At 68.8% G+C, this 18,870-nt stretch carries 14 protein-coding genes; 8 read left to right on the top strand and 6 right to left on the bottom strand.

Annotated features, from left to right (window positions below):
• Positions 1–105: 105 nt before the first annotated feature.
• Both QR77_RS40560 and QR77_RS40565 read left to right on the top strand, forming a co-directional pair.
• Positions 106–1,485, top strand: coding sequence for an aminotransferase class I/II-fold pyridoxal phosphate-dependent enzyme (locus QR77_RS40560; protein WP_040026901.1), 1,380 nt, complete (start codon positions 106–108; stop codon positions 1,483–1,485).
• A gap of 91 nt (positions 1,486–1,576) precedes the next feature.
• Positions 1,577–2,218: a CatB-related O-acetyltransferase gene (locus QR77_RS40565; protein ID WP_040026902.1), complete on the top strand. Its 642-nt coding sequence runs from the start codon at positions 1,577–1,579 to the stop codon at positions 2,216–2,218.
• A gap of 62 nt (positions 2,219–2,280) precedes the next feature.
• Here the strand turns inward: QR77_RS40565 and QR77_RS40570 are convergent, their stop codons facing one another.
• Complete coding sequence (locus tag QR77_RS40570; protein ID WP_040026903.1) at positions 2,281–3,216, bottom strand: alpha/beta hydrolase; 936 nt, start codon at positions 3,214–3,216, stop codon at positions 2,281–2,283.
• A 203-nt stretch (positions 3,217–3,419) separates the two neighbouring features.
• Here QR77_RS40570 and QR77_RS40575 point away from each other — a divergent pair, with 203 nt between their 5' ends.
• Together QR77_RS40575 and QR77_RS40580 are read left to right on the top strand one after the other, a co-directional pair.
• Entirely contained in the window at positions 3,420–4,304 is an 885-nt protein-coding gene (locus QR77_RS40575; RefSeq protein ID WP_040026905.1) for a helix-turn-helix domain-containing protein, read from the top strand.
• Positions 4,305–4,527: 223 nt separating this feature from the next.
• Positions 4,528–5,001 (top strand): hypothetical protein, encoded by a 474-nt coding sequence (locus QR77_RS40580; protein WP_040026906.1) that lies wholly within the window; start codon positions 4,528–4,530, stop codon positions 4,999–5,001.
• 361 nt (positions 5,002–5,362) lie between these two features.
• Here QR77_RS40580 and QR77_RS40585 read toward each other — a convergent pair whose 3' ends face one another.
• Positions 5,363–6,874 carry an MFS transporter gene (locus QR77_RS40585; protein WP_347359832.1) on the bottom strand — a complete coding sequence of 504 codons (1,512 nt, stop codon included), beginning with the start codon at positions 6,872–6,874 and terminating at the stop codon, positions 5,363–5,365.
• A 450-nt stretch (positions 6,875–7,324) separates the two neighbouring features.
• Here QR77_RS40585 and QR77_RS40590 point away from each other — a divergent pair, with 450 nt between their 5' ends.
• Both QR77_RS40590 and QR77_RS40595 read left to right on the top strand, forming a co-directional pair.
• Complete coding sequence (locus tag QR77_RS40590) at positions 7,325–9,703, top strand: GH92 family glycosyl hydrolase (RefSeq protein ID WP_052489474.1); 2,379 nt, start codon at positions 7,325–7,327, stop codon at positions 9,701–9,703.
• 356 nt (positions 9,704–10,059) lie between these two features.
• Positions 10,060–10,983 (top strand): GNAT family N-acetyltransferase, encoded by a 924-nt coding sequence (locus QR77_RS40595; RefSeq protein ID WP_040029540.1) that lies wholly within the window; start codon positions 10,060–10,062, stop codon positions 10,981–10,983.
• Positions 10,984–11,056: 73 nt separating this feature from the next.
• On the opposite strand, the gene QR77_RS40600 is transcribed toward QR77_RS40595, so the two are convergent.
• Genes QR77_RS40600 through QR77_RS40615 form a run of 4 tightly spaced genes read right to left on the bottom strand, consistent with a single transcriptional unit; the run spans position 11,057 to position 16,304 of the window.
• Positions 11,057–13,069, bottom strand: a complete 2,013-nt coding sequence (locus QR77_RS40600) for a glycogen debranching N-terminal domain-containing protein (RefSeq protein ID WP_040026907.1) — start codon at positions 13,067–13,069, stop codon at positions 11,057–11,059.
• Entirely contained in the window at positions 13,066–14,424 is a 1,359-nt protein-coding gene (locus tag QR77_RS40605) for a hypothetical protein (RefSeq protein WP_236711024.1), read from the bottom strand. The genes QR77_RS40600 and QR77_RS40605 overlap by 4 nt, the downstream gene beginning before the upstream one ends.
• Before the next feature lie 20 nt (positions 14,425–14,444).
• Complete coding sequence (locus QR77_RS40610) at positions 14,445–15,245, bottom strand: sugar phosphate isomerase/epimerase family protein (protein ID WP_040026908.1); 801 nt, start codon at positions 15,243–15,245, stop codon at positions 14,445–14,447.
• A gap of 12 nt (positions 15,246–15,257) precedes the next feature.
• Positions 15,258–16,304, bottom strand: a complete 1,047-nt coding sequence (locus tag QR77_RS40615) for a zinc-binding alcohol dehydrogenase (protein WP_040026909.1) — start codon at positions 16,302–16,304, stop codon at positions 15,258–15,260.
• Positions 16,305–16,455: 151 nt separating this feature from the next.
• On the opposite strand from QR77_RS40615, the gene QR77_RS40620 reads away from it, so the two are divergent.
• A complete protein-coding gene (locus QR77_RS40620) occupies positions 16,456–17,862 on the top strand; it encodes an extracellular solute-binding protein (protein ID WP_040026910.1) in 1,407 nt (468 codons plus the stop codon).
• 33 nt (positions 17,863–17,895) lie between these two features.
• Positions 17,896–18,867 (top strand): sugar ABC transporter permease, encoded by a 972-nt coding sequence (locus QR77_RS40625; RefSeq protein ID WP_040026911.1) that lies wholly within the window; start codon positions 17,896–17,898, stop codon positions 18,865–18,867.
• Positions 18,868–18,870 lie beyond the last annotated feature (3 nt).

The following is an 18,870-nucleotide window of genomic DNA, read 5'->3' on the forward strand; positions in this document are numbered from 1 at the left end:
AAAGTCGAGCAGACAAGACTCTTTTTGTTACCGAACATAGTTTCTTCTGACTGTTACTCCGGCGACTACGCTGCGGGGACCACACATCTACCCAGGGGTTGCGCGATGAGCGAGACGGCCACGCCGGCGAAGCGGACCGGCCTCTCGGCCGCCCAACTCGCCGACCGCATAACCGACCGCAGCGCGCGCGGAATCTCCACCGCCATGACCGACCTCATCCGCGCGGGCCTCCTCGTCCCCGGCGCCACACTCCCCACCGTCCGCGCGCTGGCCGGCCAACTCGGCGTCAGCGCGGGCACGGTCGCCGACGCCTGGGCCGTACTGCGACAGCACCGGATGATCAGCACACTGGGCCGGCGCGGCAGTGTGGTCAGCGGTCCGCCGACCGTCGCCCACCCCGTGCGCTTCGAGCGTGTCGGGGACTTCGGCGACCACCTGGCCCAGGACCTGGCGGTCGCCGCCCCCGACCCGGCGCTCCTGCCACCGCTGGAGGAGGCGCTGCTCGCCGGAGCCAGGACCCCCCGGCTGCACGACTACTCACGTACCGCCGTCACCGGCGCGCTGCTGGACGCCGTCAAGGACACCTGGCCGTTCCCTCCCGAGGCGTGGCTCGCGGTCGGCGGCGGCTTCGAGGGCGTCCATCTGCTGTGCCAGGCGCTGTTGGTGCCCGGCGACCGCGTGGCCGTGGAGGAACCCACGGCGGCGCGGCTGCTCGACATCCTGGACGCGCTGGGCGTACGCACACTGCCGGTGGCCTGCGACGAACAGGGCCCCCTGCCCGCGTCGCTGGACGAGGCCCTGGCCGCGCGGCCCGCGCTGTTCCTGCACCAGCCGCGCGCCCAGACGCCGTGCGGATGGACGCTGACCGGGCAGCGGGCGCTGGAGCTGGCCGCGGTCCTCGAAACCGCCCCCAACGTCGTGGTCCTGGAGGACGACGGCATCGGCCCGCTCGCCGTCACCCCCGCCGGCAGTATCGGCACCCACCTGCCCGGCCGTACGGTCGTGGTCCGCTCGTACTCCAAGGCGTACGGTCCCGATCTGCGCCTCGCCGTCATCGGCGGCCCGCGTGACGTGGTCGAGGGGGTCAGGGTGCTGCGCACGTACGGTACGGGCTGGACCAGCCGCATCCTCCAGGACACCCTGGCCCACCTGCTGACGTCCCCCGCCACCACGGCCCGGGTGCGCGAGGCCTCCCACCACTACGCGCTGCGCCGCGAGGGCCTCGCCCGCCGGCTCGCGGCGCGCGGGGTGGCGACCGGAAACCAGGACGGGCTGATGCTGTGGGTGCCGGTCGCGGACGAGAGCTCGGCGCTGGTCACCCTCGCGGCCCGGGGGGTGGCGGTCTCACCGGGGAGCCGTTTCTGCGTCACCTCGCTGCCTCCGCACGTGCGGGTGGCGACGGCCCGGCTGTCGGAGGACAAGACCGCTCTCGACGAGGTCGCCTCCCTCATCGCGCTGGCGGCCGGCACGGTCCGCGACTCCTGACAGGAGCGGGAAAACCGATGGGGCAACGGGTTTGGGCCTCGGTACGATCACGCGACCGTACCCCGACCGCCGTGGTGAGGAACCCATCACTATGCCCGTGCCCGCCGACCCGACCGTGCTCCACCCGATGCCGGAGCAGCCACGGGTGGTGCTGCTCAAACCCCTGGTGAAGTCCCCGCTGATCGAGGTGGGGGAGTACTCCTACTACGACGATCCCGACGACCCGACCGCGTTCGAGACGCGCAATGTGCTGCACCACTACGGGCCGGAGAAACTCGTCATCGGGAAGTTCTGCGCCCTGGGGACGGGGGTGCGGTTCATCATGAACGGCGCCAACCACCGTATGGACGGCCCCTCGACGTTCCCCTTCCCCATCATGGGCGGCTCCTGGTCCGACCACGGGGACCTGCTCGCGGGTCTGCCGACGCGGGGCGACACCGTCGTCGGCAACGACGTCTGGTTCGGCCACGACACGATGGTGATGCCCGGCGCACGGATCGGACACGGCGCGATCATCGGCTCCGGCGCTGTGGTCACCGGCGAGGTCCCCGACTACGGCATCGTCGGCGGCAACCCGGCCGGCCTCATCCGTATCCGCCACTGCGAGCGGGACGTGGCCCGGCTGCTCGCACTGGCGTGGTGGGACTGGCCGCCGGAGCACATCACCGCGCACGTACGGACGATCATGTCGGGCAGCATCACCGACCTCGAAGCGGCGGCTCCGAACGCCTGACCGTCCCCGGACGTACGGGCCACCCGAGACGACCCCTGCGCATCCCGACCGCGCGGCGGGGATCAGGCGGCGGCCGACCGGGTCCTGTCGCCGAGACCGGCACGGAAGAAATCGGTCAGCTTCACCAGGGCAGGAGACACGTACTCGTCCTTGTCGTAGAGGTCGACATGGCTCGCGCCCTCGATCCAGTGCGATTCCTTCGGCTGCCGCGCGCTCTCGATCGCCTCCTCCGTCATCCACGACGTCACGGCCTCCCGTCCGGCGATCATGAGCAGCGGGCGGGGCGCGATGAGACCGATGAAGCGGAACGCGTCGAAGGAGACGAGCCGGTCCACACTGTTCCAGGTGAGGGACGTCGCCGAGCGCGGGTGCTGTGCCCGGTCGGTGCGGTAGTACTCCCACCCCTCGAAGAGGTGCCGGCCGCCCGCACGGGCCTCCTCCTCCGTGGCGGGGAAGATCGGGAACGCCCCGACGCCCTCACCACCAGCCTCGGCGGTACGGGCGGCGGCGGCCGCGTCGAGCATGCCCCGGACGACCGCCGGGTCCTGCGTACCGTCGGCCCCCTTGCCGAACTGGCGGCCCATGTCGACGGCACTGACGGTCGCGACGGACCGGACGCGAGGATCGGTGGCCGCGGCGGAGACCACATAGCCGCCGGAGGCACAGATGCCCAGCAGGCCGATACGGCCGGGGTCGACCTCGGGCCGGTTGCTGAGGAAGGACACGGCGGCCCTGAAATCCTCGACGCGCTGTGCGGGGTCCTCGAGGTCGCGCGGCTCTCCCTCGCTCTCGCCCTGGTGGGCGGCGTCGAAGGCGAGGGCGACAAAGCCCGCGCGGGACAGCCGCTGCGCGTAGAGGCCGGCGGCCTGCTCCTTCACACCGCTGCCCGGATGCCCGACGACGACGGTCGCGCGCGGACCGGTCACGCCGTCGTCGGGGGTGTAGAGGTGGCCGGCGAGCATCAGGCCGGCGCTGCGGAACGTGACGTTCGATTTCATGGAGTGATCTCCGGTTCTACGGTGGATACGGAGCCCGGCGCGATGGCCGGCCCCTGTCTCGGCCCTGCCGAGTGCGGGGCCCACCCGCAGACTCACACCCGCCACTCGCCCGGAAAAGAGACGGGTAATTGCCCGGGAACACGGCTTCGGGGGAAGAAACCTGCCCCCTCACACCGACCGGTCCTGTGCCTACCATGAGACACATGAGCTCTTCACCGGGCCACCCGAACGAACTGGGCGACTTCCTCAAAGCACGCCGGGCCGACCTCACCCCCCGGGAGGTCGGGCTGCCCGACAACGGGACATCGCGCCGGGTACGCGGCCTGCGCCGGGAGGAGGTCGCCCAGACGGCCGCCATCAGCGTCGACTACCTGACACGGCTCGAACAGGGCAGGGTGCGGGCCTCCGCCTCCGTACTCGTGACGCTCGCCCGGGCACTGCGCCTCGACGACGACCAGCGGACCTACCTGTACGAACTGGCCGGCAAGGTCCCGGCGGGCCCGACGCGCAAGAGGGCCCAGCGAGTCCGTCCCGCGATGCGTAGGCTGCTGGACCAGCTCACGGAGACACCGGCGCTGGTGCTCGGCCGCCGTATGGACATCCTGGCGTGGAACGCCGGTGCGGCCGCGCTGTACACCGACTTCGCGAAGATCCCGGCGGACCGCCGGAACTACCTACGCCTCCTGTTCACGGATCCGGTGATGCGCGCCCTGCACCCCGAGTGGGCCGACGCGGCACGCACGGCGGTCGCCTCCCTCCGTATGGAGGCCGCCCGCGACCCGGAGGATCCCGAACTCGCCCTCCTCGTGGGTGAACTGTCCGTGCAGGACCCCGACTTCCGCACCTGGTGGGCCTCCCATCGGGTCACCAGCAGCAGCTACGGCACGAAGCACTACCACCACCCGCTCGTCGGCCCCCTCGTCCTCGACTGCGACACATGGGCGAGCCCCGACGGAAGCGAACAGCGCCTCATGGTACTGACGGCGGAACCGGGCACCCCGTCGTACGAAGCGCTGCGCATCCTCGCGTCCTGGACGGCCGAGGCGTCGCCGGACGACTCCAGGTACGAACGGAAGCATGGCCTCTGAGCTGCGAGATGCCGACCGTGCAGCTCCAGGGGTGGGAGTGCTGGGTTAATTGAGACGCAATTCTTCTAAAGGGGCGGCGAGTTGGCGCTTCGGCCATGTGTTCCCGGAAGTTGGCTGCGGGCCGTGTGCAGTGTCGTTTCGGCGATGAATTCGCTGGACCATGCGGGTGAGTTCGCGGCTGTAGGTCTGTCCCGGACGTACGGGGGTTGCCTAACTTCGCGTTGTGACCAAGAAATTCGTGTGGCGCGGTCTTCCCGCGTTCGCCCTCGCAGTCCTGCCCATCCTGGCCGCCGCTCCTGCCGCTGATGCCGTGGCGAGCCCCCCTACCGTCCAGAGCACTCAGTCCCAGAAGGCGCTGCGGAGCGACTCCCGCTTCTTCGCGCCCGCGACTCTCGGCAAGAACCAGGCGTGGACCTCCGGCAACGGCCGGGCGATCCTGCGTGTTCAGAGCGACGGCAACGTCGTCCTCTACAAGAACAACCGTGCCGCCTGGCAGGCTCCGAACGTCTACCCCAACGCCGACCGCCTGGTCATGCAGGAGGACGGCAACCTCGTGGTCTACAACAAGGCGGGCAAGGCGCTCTGGGCCGCCGGAACCTGGCAGAAGGGCCGCTACCTCGCCGTCCAGGACGACGGCAACGTCGTCGTCTACAACAAGTCCAACCAGCCGGTCTGGGCCACCAACACCGGCGACTGACGGACATTCGCGGCGTACGAACAGGGCCCGGACGGGTTGTCCGGGCCCTGTTCTGCCTTCCGCGCCGAAAACGCGGCCACGGGAGATGCCTCTCCTGCCAGGACGGGCCATCAGGACGGGCAGATGCCCGCTGTACGGATGGACGCCGTCCGGGCGCTCGTTGAGCAGGGCCTCGCCGAAATCGACGAACGGCAACTCGGGCAGACCGAGCACGGGACCGATCCACCTGTTGGCCTCACTCATCCAGGTCGTGGCCCAACGCATATCGGTGGGGCCGCCGAAGGGGCCGGGGCCCGCCGCGGAGGGCGGGTCCCGGCGCGGCCTTCCCGCCTGATCTCGGGTCCCGGGCGGGCGTGAACCGCTACGGCGTGGGCGCGGACTTGCGGATCGCGCTCCCCAGGGGCGGTGAGTGGTAACCGGTCGAGGTGCCGGCGAGCCAGCCTGCGAGGTCCGGCGGCTCCGGGCGGGCGCCGCCCAGCAGGAAGACACCGGGCAGGACGATCGCGGAGGCCCCGGTGAAGGCCAGCATGATCTCCACGGCGAGCTGGAAGCCGCCCGTGAAGCTGCCCTGGATAACGGCGAGATGCACCAGGACCGGACCGATCAGGAACGCGGCCTCGGAGCGCACCAGCTCGACGAGGGCGAATGTCGGGCCGAGCTGGGTCGAGTAGACGGAGAAACCGGCCAGGAACAGGCCCGGCACCACACCGGCGCCGGCTCCGTACCCCAGGAGGATCGCCACGATGGGGACGATGGTGGTCACGTTCGACGGGGTCAGGGCCAGCAGCACCCCGGCGGCCGCCACGATGCTGAGGAGTCCGGACAGCGCCAGATAGGGGGTCAAGCGCGTGGACATGACCTTGCTGAACAGGATGGCGGACACCACGATGCCGCCGATCTCCGGTGCGATGAGCAGGCCGGTCTTCACCGGGGAGTAGCCGGAAACCTGGAGCATGTAGACCTCGACCAGCTCCAGCAGGGTGGTGAAGGCCGCGCCGACGACCATGGCGTTGAGTGTGCCGGTGACCGGCAGGGTGTTGCTGATGATCCGTACCGGCATCAGGGGTGTGGTCTTGACGTACTGACTCACCAGAAGGAGCATGCCGGCCAGGATGCCGACCACCACCGGTGCGATGAACTCCCAGTCGCTGAAGTTTCCGCGCGTCAGCCAGGAGACACCGAAGAACGGCAGAGCGGTGGCCGCGACGGCGAGTGGGATGGCGGTCCAGTCGAAGCGCGCGCCCTTGGCCGGTGGTTCGTTGGGTGCGAAGGCCATGGTTCCGACGGCCAGTCCGATCGCGGCCAGTACGGCGATGGAGGTGTACAGCAGGCGCCATCCGCTGTAGGTCCCGATCAGTCCGCCGATCACGGGCCCGGCGGTGACCATGCCGAAGAGTCCGATGCTGATGACGGCGGAGGTGGTCGGCAGTTGGTGGATGCCCTGGGTCAGGATCAGCGGCGGCAGCGCGAGGACGAGCAGCATGCCCGTGAACAGCCCCTGGAGGATCACGCCGGCCATGAACAGGCCGATCTCCCGGGCGCTCAGCGCCAGTACGGAACTCACCACGAAACCGGATTCGCAGAAGATGTAGAGATGCCGCGCCGGGATTCGTTGGAAGAGGTCGGCCGCCGCCACCGCGCCGAACGCGTATCCGGCATTGGAGAGTCCGCTCGTGAGCTGGAGCTGGAAACGGCTGGCGCTCAGTTCTTCCATCAGTACGGGCTGGAACAGGGACAGCGCCGTCGTGAGGACCAGGAACGGGCTCAGCGCCAGCAGCGCGAGGGTGATCGCCGCCGCGTAGTTGCCGGCCAGCGGAAGACTGGTGAAGACGCGAGGCGTGAGAAAACGGGAATTGATGTTCGCCTCCGGGATGGTGGTGAGGGGAGGCGCACAGGCAGGTCACGCGCTCAGCGCAGAGATCTGCGGCGTCCTCGTGGTGCGACGCCCGAGGGCTGCCCAGGCCGCCGGCTCAGCGTACGATCCGCACCGCACGCGATCCCGAACTGACACGCCGTCAGGAGAAACCATCCGGCAGGTGCCGTCGCCGCCGTCCTTGGAGCCGGCCCCGCCGCAGGTGGTTGACAGAGCCGCGCGTGCGTAGCAACCTCGGTGCGCGTGGTGTCGGCGGCCCGAGGGACGCGATCCGACGGGTTCGCGAACTCACGTATCCGCTGCTCCACGAGCGAGTCGCTGTTCCACAAGTCCGGTTTCCACAAGGTTCGGTCGCTTGAGGCAGCAGTCTGTCAGTAGCTTTTGACAACGTTGTCTTCTGTGAGGCTCGGCTGCTGGTACCGGGCGCGCCACGAAGGATGATGACTGCACATGACCACAGAGGAAACCGGACAGGCCGGCGCTGTGCCGCCCAGCCGTCGCAGCGTTCTGGCGGCCGGAGGAGCCGGACTCGGCGCGCTCGCCCTGGGACTGGCGTTGCCGCAGGGTGTGGCCTCCGCCGCGCCGCGCCGGGGCCGGGGGCCATCGCCTTCCGGCTTCGTCGATCCGACCATCGGCACCCAGGTGGATCACGGCAAGACGTCCCCCTTCGCCGGTGTGCCGTTCGGCATGACGCAGTGGTCACCCTCCACGTCGGCTCCGGCCACGAAGGGGGTCGCACCGTATCTGTACGGAGACAGCACCCTCGTGGGATTCCGCGGATCGCACTGGCCGAGCGGCAGCGCGATGCAGGACTACGGCAGCGTCACACTGATGCCCCTGCTGGACACGCTGCGCCCCACACCGGAAGAACGGGCCGTGGCCTTCCGGCACCAGGACGAGTCGGCGTCGCCCTCGTACTACCGGGTACGGACGGCGGACGGGATCACCAGCGAACTGACCGGCACGGCCCGCGCCGGATTCCTGCGTTTCACCTTTCCCTCCGCCGATCAGCGGTATCTGGTGGTCGACTCCGACGCCGCCTACGAGCCCAGCGGGCAGCCGCCCCAGGGCGAGGGATGGATTCAGGTCCTTCCCGAGCGGCGGGAGATCGTCGGGTGCAATCCGGTCCACCGGCTCTACCAGGGGGCGGGTGAGACAGCCAGGCTGAGCGGGTACTTCGTCGTACGGTTCGAGGAGACTCCCACCGAGTACGGCACATGGAATCTCGGGGAACAGCCGCAGCCCGGTGCGAAAACCGCGTCCGACCGGCCCGGTGCCTATGCCCGCTTCGCCGGGGGCGGCACCAGCAGCCTGCTCGTCACCGTCGGCACCTCGTTCGTCAGCGTCGAGGGCGCCCGCGCGAACCTCGACGCCGAGATCCACGGCTGGGACTTCGACGGCGTGCGTACGACCGCCAGGCGCGCCTGGGACGAGGCGCTGGGCCGCATCGAGGTCACCGGGGGCAGCAGCGATCAGCGGACGGTCTTCACGACCGCGCTCTATCACAGCATGTTGCTGCCACGCCTGTTCAGCGATGTCGACGGTTCCTGCCCCGCGTTCGACACAGGTGAGATCGTGCGCGCCACCCGTCCCCGGTACATGGACTTCTCCATGTGGGACACCTTCCGCGCCGTGCATCCGCTGCTCGCCCTCGTACAGCCCGAACGGGTCGACGACATGGCGCAGTCGCTGACCGACATGGGCACCGAGGGAGGTTTCCTGCCCATCTTCCCGATGTGGAACAACTACACGGCGGAGATGATCGGCGATCATGTGACCGCGACCCTGGTGGACACGTACCTCAAGGGCTTCAGGGGCTTCGACATCAAAACCGCGTACCGCCTCATGCGGCAGAACGCCTACGTCGTGCCCGAACAGGACCAGTACCTGCTCGGCAAGGGGCGCAGGGGGCTCGCCAGCTACCTCGAATACGGTTACATCCCGCTGGAGGACCCGGTCGCCGACTCCTTCCACAAGGGCGAGCAGGTCTCCCGCACACTGGAGTACGCGTACGACGACTTCACCCTCAGCCGGCTCGCGCGGAAGCTCGGACACCAGGACGACGCCAAGGATCTGACGCGGCGTGCGGGCTGGTACCGCAACGCCATCGATCCCACTACCAAGGCGGCGCGCGGCCGCCACGAGGACGGCTCCTGGGTGACACCGGCCGACCCGCTCGCCACCCAGACGTGGATCACGGAATCGACCCCGTGGATCTACACCTCCTTCGTTCCGCACGACCCGGCCGGCCTGGCGAAACTGCTCGGGGGCCGCGACGCCGTGCGGGACCGGCTCAGCACGACGTTCGAGAACAGCGCGAAGACCGGGTTCACCGGCGCCTATTACGATCACGGGAACGAACCAAGTCACCACGTGAGCTACCTCTTCGACCATGTCGGCGCGCCCCACCTCACCCAGAAGTGGGTTCGCCGCCTCATGGATACCGCGTACAGCCCGACACCTGACGGCCTGCTCGGTGACGACGACGCGGGTCAGACATCGGCCTGGTTCGTGTTCAGCGCCGTCGGCCTGTATCCGGTGTGTCCGGGAGTGCCGTACTACGCGATCGGCAGCCCGCTGTTCGACACGGCCACCATGCGGGTCAGTTCCGGCGGCCGTGAGCGTTCGTTCACGGTCGTGGCCGCCGACAACTCGCCCGAGAACGTCTACATCCAGGACGCGCGGCTCAACGGCAGGCCGCTCGGCCGCCCCTGGCTCAGCCACGCGGAAGTCGTCGCCGGCGGCGTTCTCACCCTTCGTATGGGCGCCCGGCCCAACACCCGCTGGGGCAGCGACGCACGTGACGCGCCTCCGTCGATGAGTCTCTGACACCAGGCCACGGTGTTCGGCGGCCGGCGGCCCGGCTACATACCGCGGGCCGCTGCCGCCGAGCCGCGCCAGTTCTCTGTGCGGCGGAAGTCGACGGGACGGGACCCGCCGCCCGTCTCCGGCCTGAGCAGATGATCGAAAACAGTTTGCGGACAGAGCCGCCGTTGGGTAGACGTTGTGCCTGGACCTCTCACCGCGAGGGTGGAGGGGCCACGACAGCGAGAGGAGGGATAAGCCCATGATCGCCATGATCACCGCGCTTGTCTCCTCCCGGGGCGCGGACCGCGTCTGACCCCGGAGCGGACACAGGCGCCTTCACCGGAAGTGCCTTGACCGTGGAACAGAACGACCTGACCATGCGTCCGATCACCGGACGCGAAGAACTCGACCTCTTCTGCCAACTGCCGTACGTCCTCAACGAGGAACTGGCGGACGACCTTGCCGCCGGCCGTCGACGCCCCGAATGGATGTGGGTCGCCCTGCGCGGTGACCGACTGCTGGCCAGGGCCGCCTGGTGGGGCCGGCAAGGCGGCGACGTACCGCTCATCCTGGATGTCCTCGACGTCGAGGACAGCGCCCCGGGTCCCGATCGCGTGGACATCGGGGTGCGACTTCTGCGCGCCGCGACGGCAACCGCACTCCCGAACGGTTCGCCTCCTCCTGACTACAGCCGTTTCGTCCCGCCGGACTGGCGCGAGAACGCGGGAACCAGACAGCCGGTCGAGGACCGCATGACAGCGTTGGAACGGGTCGGTGCCCGGCTCTTCGTCGAACGGCTGCGTCTGGAATGGCGTCCGGAATCGCCGGTTCCCGAGCCCGGCGGACGCCTCGCGTTCCGGGGAGTCCACGACGCCGAGGAGCTCGTGGCGCTGATGGCGTTGGTGCTGGACGGGACACTGGACGCCCATGGCCGTGACGACCTGACCCGGATGTCCGTCCACGAAGCGGCGGTCAAGCAGTACGACGAGGAACTCGCGCGTTACACGAGCCCCCGGGACTGGTGGCGGATCGCGACACTGCCCGATGGGGAGCCGGTGGGGTTCGTCATACCGGCCCGCAACGACTACAACCCGATCATCGCCTACATCGCGGTCCTGCCCGCGCACCGTGGCAACGGCTACATCGACGACATCCTCGGCGAGGGCACCCGCGTCCTCGCCGAACAGGGCGTTCCCCGCATCCGAGCGGCCACGGACCTCGGCAACGTCCCCATGGCGAACGCCTTCCGGCGCGCCGGATACAGCAATTTCGAGCGGGAGATCAATATGACCTGGAGATGAGGGACGACAGGGCGGGGGCTCCGCGGCCGGCGCCCCCGCTCTGTCGTCCGGCGCGCGCCGGTCGTACGGAGGGTCAGGTCTCCGTACGACCGGCGCGCACCGCTGTGAGCATTGCCAGCGGTGTCGAGGCAGCCCACGCCTGGGGGGAGTTGGCGTGGGGATACGGAATCGGGCCCTGGCCCCTCTCGCGCGGGTAGCCCGCGATGACCTCCGGAAGCCGATGACCGTAATGCGACGCGGCGGCGAGCAGCCCGGCAGCCAGAGTCTCGGTCTGTTCACGCATCCCGTAGCGGGCCAGGCCCAGTGCGATGATCGCGTTGTCGTGCGGCCAGATGCTGCCCCGGTGGTAGGACAGCGGGTGATACGGGGGTTGCCCCGACGCGAGCGTGCGGATACCCCAGCCGGAGAAGAAGTCCGGTTCCAGCAGTCGCCGGCCGACAGCCCGGGCGCGGTCCTCGTCGAGTATGCCCGACCAGAGCAGATGCCCCGCGTCGGAAGCGAGGGTGCCGGCGGGCCGGCCGGCCCCGTCCAGGGCGAGCGCGGGGAATCCCTGGTCGTCGGGGCCCCCGGCAGGCAGCCAGAAGTCCCGCTGGAATCGCTTCCGCAGGCGCGCTGCCGCGTCCTCCAGTCGCTCCGCCCAGCCGGGGTCCCGCCACACGGTACGGGCGAGGTTCGCGGTGCGCCGGAGTGCGTCGTAGGCGTAGCCCTGAGCTTCGGCCACGGCGATGGCGCCGGTGAGCTGGGTACCGTCGCGGAAGCAGACGGCGCCTGCGGAGTCCTTCCAGTTCTGGTTGGCCAGACCCTGTTCGTGAGCCTCATAGACGAGATAGCCGCGGCTTCCAAGTCCGCCGTCGTGGAACATCCAGTCGACCGCGGCACGAGCGTGGCCCTCCAGCCGCCGGGCGACCGCGGGGTCTCCGGTCTGTGCGGCGTGGGCGTGGAGCAGAACCAGGAACAACGGGGTGCTGTCCACCGAGCCGTAGTAACGCCCGTACGGCACCTGCCCGAAGTGGGCCAGTTCGCCGTGCCGGACCTCGTGGACGATCTTGCCGGGCTGGGCGACCCGGTCCGGGAGGTACCCGGTGGCCTGGGTCGCGGCGAGGGCGAGCAGCGTGGCCCTGGCTGTTTCGGGACGGTAGGGCAGTGCGAAGAAAGAGGTCAGAGCCGAGTCCCGGCCGAACAGGGTGAGGAACCAGGGCACGCCCGCCCCAGGGACCTGGAGTGCCTCACCGTCGGGGCCGGTGGCGGGGACCCGTAGCCGGGCCAGGTCGGCGATGCCCTGGGCGCAGGCCGAGGCGAGTTCGACGGCGAGGTCGGTCTGGACCGTACGGTCGGCCGGGTCCGGCAGCGGAAGCGGCGCACCCCGGGTGTACGGCTCGTTTGCCAGACGTGTCCGGCGACGCACCTGGCCGGGGGTGCTCGGCAGATCAGCCAGGGGCGGGGCTCCGTGCGCCTCCGCCGTGACGTTCAGGGTGAGTTCGGCGCGGGCGTGGGCGGGCAGTTCGAGCTGCCAGACGAGGCTGCGAGCGGTGTTTCCGGGTGACGCGCTGCCGGTCGTGCCGACCAGGGTAGGCGGCGGATGTGCGGTGACAGTGGTACCCGAGTGCCAGTCGTCGCGGCGGTAGCCGAACTCCAGGCCGTCGGGGCGCTCCAGAACAGCGCGCGTGGCACCGGGTTTGGAGTAGGTACGTCGGTCGGAGCGCAGCTCGAACTGGTCGGTGAAATCGGCATCAGCCTCGACGGCGATGGTGACACAGGTGGCTCGGGAGACGTTACTGACCACGGTGATCGTCTCGGTGAGTCGGCCCTCGTAGAGGGCCTGCCGACGGAACAACGTACAGGAGGGCGGTTCGTCGCGGGTGCCCGGCGGGGTGAGGACCGTGGCGGCGTCGCTCTCGCCGTCACCGGCCGGTACCAGTACGGCCGGTGCGACGCCGTCCACGGTGAGCTGCCAGCGGCTGAGGTGCCGGGCGTCGCGTACGAACATGCCGTCGGGTGCGGTGCCCCGGCTCCCTTCGATGTCACCCTGGGCGTCGAGTACCGCGAACGTCCCGGCATGCACCAGGAGTTGACGCTTCTCCCTCATGACGGGCACCGTCCGGTGCCGGCCGCGGCGAGCAGGTCGAGGGCGACAGCGGCGGTCCAGCTGAAGCTGGTGGTGCCGCGCGCGGCCCCGGTGTACGGGTCGACGTACTCCGCGAATCCGGAGGCGCCGGCCGAGGCGAGGACCGAGGTGGCGAGGTCGTCGGCTCGGTCGGTGGCGCCGTACTGCCGCAGCCCGCGTTCCAGCGCCCAGTTGATGTTGAACCAGGCCGGGCCACGCCAGTAGCGCGACGAGTCGTACGCGGTGCCCAGCAAGTCGTAACTGGGGACGAGGGCGGTGGTGGAGCCGAGTCCGAAGTGTTCCCCGGAGACGGTACGCAGCAGCGCCCCGACGATGTCCGAGGGCAGCCCCGGGACCAGCAGCGGCAGCAGCCCGGCGACGCTCCTGTCATGGATCAGGCGGTCCGTGCGCACGTCGCGGCTGAGGAACAGCCCAGCTTTCGGGGCCCAGAGCCGTTCCACCAGTTGCCCGGTCAGTTCCTTCGCACGGGTGAGGTGCGGTTCCGGATCCCGTCCGAGGGCTTCGGCGATGGCCCCGAGGGCGTGCTCGGAGGCGATGTACAGCGAGTTGAAAGCGGGATCCTCGACGACGAACGCGTGGTCCGCGGCCCGATCCAGATAGCCGGCTTCGCGGTAGTCGGCGGCGAGCCGGACGTAGCGCCGGTAGTCCATGTCGGTGGGCCGGTCGGCGGCCTCTCCGTGGGTGAGGTCGGCGCGGCGGAACGACGATGCAGGGGCGGGTGTGATCCGGGAGAGCGGACCGTCCCAGCAAGGGCTGTTGTCCATACCCGGTTCCCAGGGGTGGACCACCGAGGCGAGTCCGTGCCCACCGAGATCCCGGTGCTCGGCCAGATACCCGTGCCAGGCGGTCAGCCTGAGGTAGATCCTGGTCAGAAAACCCCGGGCATGCGAAGCCCCTGGGTCTGCCTGGTGCACCAGCCAAGCGGCCAGTGCGTGAACCGGCGGCTGGACGATGCCGGAGGTCTCCAGTGAGCGGGGCGCTCCCGCCGCGGCGCCGGCCGTGGTCGAGCGCCAGAAGTCCGGGCTGGGGAAGTAGGCGTCGAGCGGGACGGCCGGGTTGAAGACGATGTGAGGGACCCGTCCATCGGCCCACTGTGCGCCGAAGAGCGACTCGAGCTCGCGCTGGGCGCGGCGGGGCGACAGATGGCGGAGCCCGATCGCGATGAATGCGGAGTCCCAACTCCACTGGTGTGGATAGAGGGTGTGCGAGGGGACGGTGGAGGCGCCGGTCCAGTTGCTGAACAAAACACGCGCGGCGGCGTCGCGCAGGGTCCCGTTGGGGTCGGATGCGGCCGGGTTTGCTGAGAGGGGAGTCATCGGCATTCTGAGAACGGAGGTCACGCGCCGGACCTGTGAAGAAAGGCGGGGATGGAACGGACAGCCTGGACCGGCTCGCCGGTGAGCCTGCATTCGGCGGCGAGATAGCCGCTGAAGCCGATGGTGTGCAAGGCGCCGAGCCAGGCCGGCCAGTCGAGGTGGCCGGCGCCGGGCTGGAAGCGGTTGGAGTCGCTGACCTGGGCGTGCCCGATGTAGGGAGCGGCGGCCAGGATGGCTGCCGCCGGGTCGGCCTCCTCGATGTTCATGTGGTAGCTGTCGATGCCGATCTTCACCGATTCGAGCCCGACCGCGCAGATCAGGTCGGCGGCCTGTTCGAGGCGGTTGACCATGTGGTCCTCGTACCTGTTGAGCGGTTCGAGGAACAGGCGCACGCCTTCGCTGCGGGCGTGCTGGCCGAGCTCGGTGAGCCCTTCGAGCAGAACCGTGCGCTCCTCCTCCTCGCCGCGGGGCGGTTCGAAGGGCGGGAGCCTCCGCGAGAACATTCCGTACGAGGCGGGGGTCTGGGCGCCGAGTCCGCCGAGCTCGGCGATCACCGAGAGCTGCGACTTCATCTGGACGATGGCGTCGCGCCGCAGGTCCTCGTCGAAGGCGCCGAAGAAGTGGAGCATGTCGACGCAGACGGTGGGCATCACCACACCTCCGGCGTGCGCCCGGCGCAGTTCGGGCAGCCGGCTTTGGAAATGCAGATCCCCCTTGGCGCGCAACTCGATACCGTCAAATCCGGCATTCTGGGCGAATTCCCATTTGTCCCGCAGGGTTTCCCCGGGCAGCAACTGCTCCTGGCAAGCGGTCTTGAGCATCAGGAGGACCTTTCAGAATTCCAGGACGACCTGGAGGGCGTCGGCGGGACGCTCGTCCAGCAGTGTGTAGGCGTCGGCGGCGTCGGTGATCGGAACGAGGTGGCTGACCAGTGAGGTCACGTCCACGCGGTCCTGGGCGACGAGTGAGAGGAACGTCTGCTGAAGGCGTTCCACGGTCCAGCGGTTCGACAACTGCGCCGGCACACCGCCGATCTGCGAGCAGACAATCTGGACCCGGTTGTGGTGGAACTCGTCGCCGAGCCGCAGTCCGATGCCGTCCCCCTGGTAGAAGCCGGAGGCCACCACCCGTCCACCCACGCTGACGGAGCGGATCGCCTCGTGGAGCGCCGGGTAGACGCCGCTGATCTCGATGGCGCCGTCGGCACCCCGGCCGCCGGTGGCCGCACGGATGTCCTCGGCGACTGTGCTCGAGCGGGCGTCGAGGGTGGCGGTCGCCCCGTACGTCCGTGCGGTTTCGAGTCGTCCTTCGAGTGCGTCCACGGCGGTGACCCGGGCGCCGTTGAGCTGCGCGAGACGGGTGGCGAGCAGGCCGATGACGCCCTGCCCGAACACCGCGAGGTCCTCGCCGACATGGATGTCGGCGGCGAGCACGGCGTTGTACGCGATGGCGCCGACCCTTGCGAAGGTACCGGCGAGCGGTTCGAGTCCCTCGGGCAGTGTGTGTCCGATCAGGCGCTCGGCGGGGACGATGCCCTCGCTGCGGTGGCCCCAGATGCCCCAGACCAGATCGCCCACGGACGGCAGTCCGGCGGTGCCGAGGAGTTCGGGAGAGACTTCGGTCACCTCGCCGGTCTCGGAGTAACCCCAGCCGACGACCGGGTATTCGATGCCGGCCGCACCGTCGCGGAAGATCCTCGCCTCGGCGTCCCAGGTGCGCGTCAGATATGGGTTGGTGCCCCGGTACGCGGTGAGTTCCGTACCCGCCGAGACGCCTGAGAAGCGGGTTCGCACCCGAAGATGACCGGCAGGCAGGGGGGCACTCGCGTGCTCGGCGACTTCGACCTGTCGTGGGCCGGTGAACTGGACGACGCGTTCCACGTGGAGCTCCGAGAAGTTGGCACAGAGGGCTCGACCGAGCAGGTCTTCCCCTTACTTAGGATGAAGATATCTCAGAGTTATGTCTTGTCAATACGCAAAAGTAGTGTTGTGATGCCGTGACACCCAGCGTAAGTAGTGTGAGGAACAAGCCATGCTCAAGTGGAACCGCCGGTCGAGGACGACCGCGGCGGGCGGCCTGGCGGCGGTGATGGCGGCGGGCCTGCTGGCCGGCTGTGCCGCCGGCAACAACGCTTCCCATCCGGACCGGCTGACCATCTGGTCGGAGCTGAACTCCGATCCGCAGATCGCCGACACGAACAAGATTGTTGACGGGTTCGAGAAGGCGACCGGTGTCAAGGTGAAGCTGGTCGGCATCAATGAGAACCAGCTGCCGCAGCTGATCATGTCGGCGGCCGCGGCGGGCACCCTGCCCGATGTCATCGGCGGCGTACCGATCGGCCAGGTCTGGCAGATGTACACCAACGGATTGCTGAACACGAAGGTCGCCGCACAGGTGGTGGACTCCCTCGGCCGAGGCACCTTCGACGCCAACGCCCTGGCGCTGACGAGCGACAAGTCGAAGCCGCTGGCCGTGCCCTCCGACGCCTGGCTCCAGCTTCTGGTCTACCGCAAGGACCTGTTCGCCAAGGCGGGCCTGTCAGCACCCGATACGTACACAAAACTCGTAGACGCGGCAAAAGCCATAAAAAAGACCGGCTTGCAAGAAGGGGCGTCGGTCTCCACCGACCCCTCCGACGTCTTCACACAGCAGAGCTTCGAATCGATCGCCCTGGCCAACAACTGCCAGTTGGTGAACAGTGCCGCGAAGATCACCCTGAACTCCCCGGCCTGCCGGGCCGCCTACAACCTGTATGACAAGCTGGGAAAGACCTACGGCGTCACCGGCACCCAGACCGTCGACTCGACCCGCGCCACTTACTTCGCCGGCCAGTCCGGCATGGTCCTCTGGTCGACCTCCCTGCTCGACGAACTCGCCGGGCTGCGCGACGACGCCTTGCCGAGTTGCCCCCAGTGCGTGCACGACAAGAAGTTTCTGTCGGCCAACAGCGGTGTGGTCACCGCGCTGTCCGGTCCTGACAACGCAAAACCCGCCCCTTTCGGCGAAGTCGCCTCGTGGGCCGTCACCAAGACCGCCAACACCAGTGGTGCCAAAGAGTGGATCCAGTATGTGATGGCAGGCGGATACGAGAAGTGGTTCGGCATGTCCGCCGAAGGGCAACTCCCGGTCCGGCACGGCACAGCGACCGATCCGCAGAAATATGTGAACGCCTGGCGCAGGAGCGACATCGGCGTCGACACCCGCGAGCCGCTGGACAAGGCGTATCCCGCAGGACTCCTCGACCAACTTGTCGCCGGCGTCAACACCATGCAGCGCTGGGGGTTCAAGGAGGGCCAGGGAGCTCTCGTCGGCGCCACCCAGGGCCAACTGCCCATCCCCAAGGCGATCAGCGCGATGACCAACGGCCAGACCAACCCGGACCAGGCCGCAGAGCAGTCGGACCAAGACGTAACCGCCCTGCAGAAATCCCTCCAGTAGCAGGCCATCGGCCGCCCCCGTCGAGGAACCCACATGAGCACAGCACCGAGCGTCGCGAAGAAGCGGCGTGAACTCACCACCAGTCAGCGGGAGAACCGCGCAGGGCTGGGCTTTGTGACCCCCACCTTTGTGGTGGTACTGGTCGTCGTCATCGTCCCGATCCTGTGGACCGTGCTACTGGCCTTTCAGAACGCGAAGCTGGTGGACATCCACGGGATGGGGATATTCGGGAACTGGTCGCTGCACAACTTCAGCCAGGTCTTCGGCTCTCCCGGTTTCTGGTCCAGTCTGGTCACCACCCTCGCCTACACCGTCGGCGGCACCGCCGGCTCGGTGATACTCGGCCTGATCGCCGCACTCGCCCTGCGCAAGCCGTTCCGCGGCAGAGGTCTGCTGCGCAGCACGATGCTGCTGCCGTACGTCGCGCCGGTCGTCGCGATGTCCTTCGTCTGGCAGACCGCGCTCAGCCCGCAGTACGGCATCGTCAACCACTGGGGCGAGAAGCTCTTCGGCTGGAAGAACCCGATCGCGTTCCTGTCCACCCGCTCCTACGAAGTCGACCTGTTCGGCTGGCACTTCGGTATCCCGCTGGCGCTGCTGACCGTCATCGCCTTCGAGACCTGGCGGTACTTCCCGTTCGCCTTCCTCTTCCTGCTGGCCCGGCTCCAGGCCGTCCCGGACGGGCTGGAGGAAGCGGCACGGGTCGACGGCGCCGCGCCCACCCAGCAGTTCCGATACATCCTGCTGCCCCAGCTGATGCCGGTCATCGCCCTGCTGTCGGTACTGCGTTTCATCATGACGTTCAACAAGTTCGACGACGTCTTTCTGCTCACCGGCGGCGGCTCGGGGACCAACGTGGTAGCGGTGCGGGTGTACGACTTCCTCACCGCCAACTTCGACGTCGGAGCCGCGGCGGCGCAGGCGGTCGTCCTCGCCGTCATCCTGATGGCACTGCTCGGCATCTACTTCAAGTTCTTCGCCAAGAAGGTTCAGGAGGAGGCGTGATGT

The sequence above is a fragment of the Streptomyces sp. 150FB genome (genome assembly GCF_000818195.1).
In the GTDB taxonomy this organism is placed as follows: Bacteria; Actinomycetota; Actinomycetes; order Streptomycetales; family Streptomycetaceae; genus Streptomyces.

Bases quoted from the DNA above. Each gene is read 5' to 3' on its own strand.
- QR77_RS40560 (WP_040026901.1), top strand. From the start codon at position 106: ATGAGCGAGACGGCCACGCCGGCGAAGCGGACCGGCCTCTCGGCCGCC.
- QR77_RS40565 (WP_040026902.1), top strand. From the start codon at position 1,577: ATGCCCGTGCCCGCCGACCCGACCGTGCTCCACCCGATGCCGGAGCAG.
- QR77_RS40570 (WP_040026903.1), bottom strand. From the start codon at position 3,216: ATGAAATCGAACGTCACGTTCCGCAGCGCCGGCCTGATGCTCGCCGGC.
- QR77_RS40575 (WP_040026905.1), top strand. From the start codon at position 3,420: ATGAGCTCTTCACCGGGCCACCCGAACGAACTGGGCGACTTCCTCAAA.
- QR77_RS40590 (WP_052489474.1), top strand. From the start codon at position 7,325: ATGACCACAGAGGAAACCGGACAGGCCGGCGCTGTGCCGCCCAGCCGT.
- QR77_RS40595 (WP_040029540.1), top strand. From the start codon at position 10,060: ATGCGTCCGATCACCGGACGCGAAGAACTCGACCTCTTCTGCCAACTG.
- QR77_RS40600 (WP_040026907.1), bottom strand. From the start codon at position 13,069: ATGAGGGAGAAGCGTCAACTCCTGGTGCATGCCGGGACGTTCGCGGTA.
- QR77_RS40605 (WP_236711024.1), bottom strand. From the start codon at position 14,424: ATGACTCCCCTCTCAGCAAACCCGGCCGCATCCGACCCCAACGGGACC.
- QR77_RS40610 (WP_040026908.1), bottom strand. From the start codon at position 15,245: ATGCTCAAGACCGCTTGCCAGGAGCAGTTGCTGCCCGGGGAAACCCTG.
- QR77_RS40620 (WP_040026910.1), top strand. From the start codon at position 16,456: ATGCTCAAGTGGAACCGCCGGTCGAGGACGACCGCGGCGGGCGGCCTG.
- QR77_RS40625 (WP_040026911.1), top strand. From the start codon at position 17,896: ATGAGCACAGCACCGAGCGTCGCGAAGAAGCGGCGTGAACTCACCACC.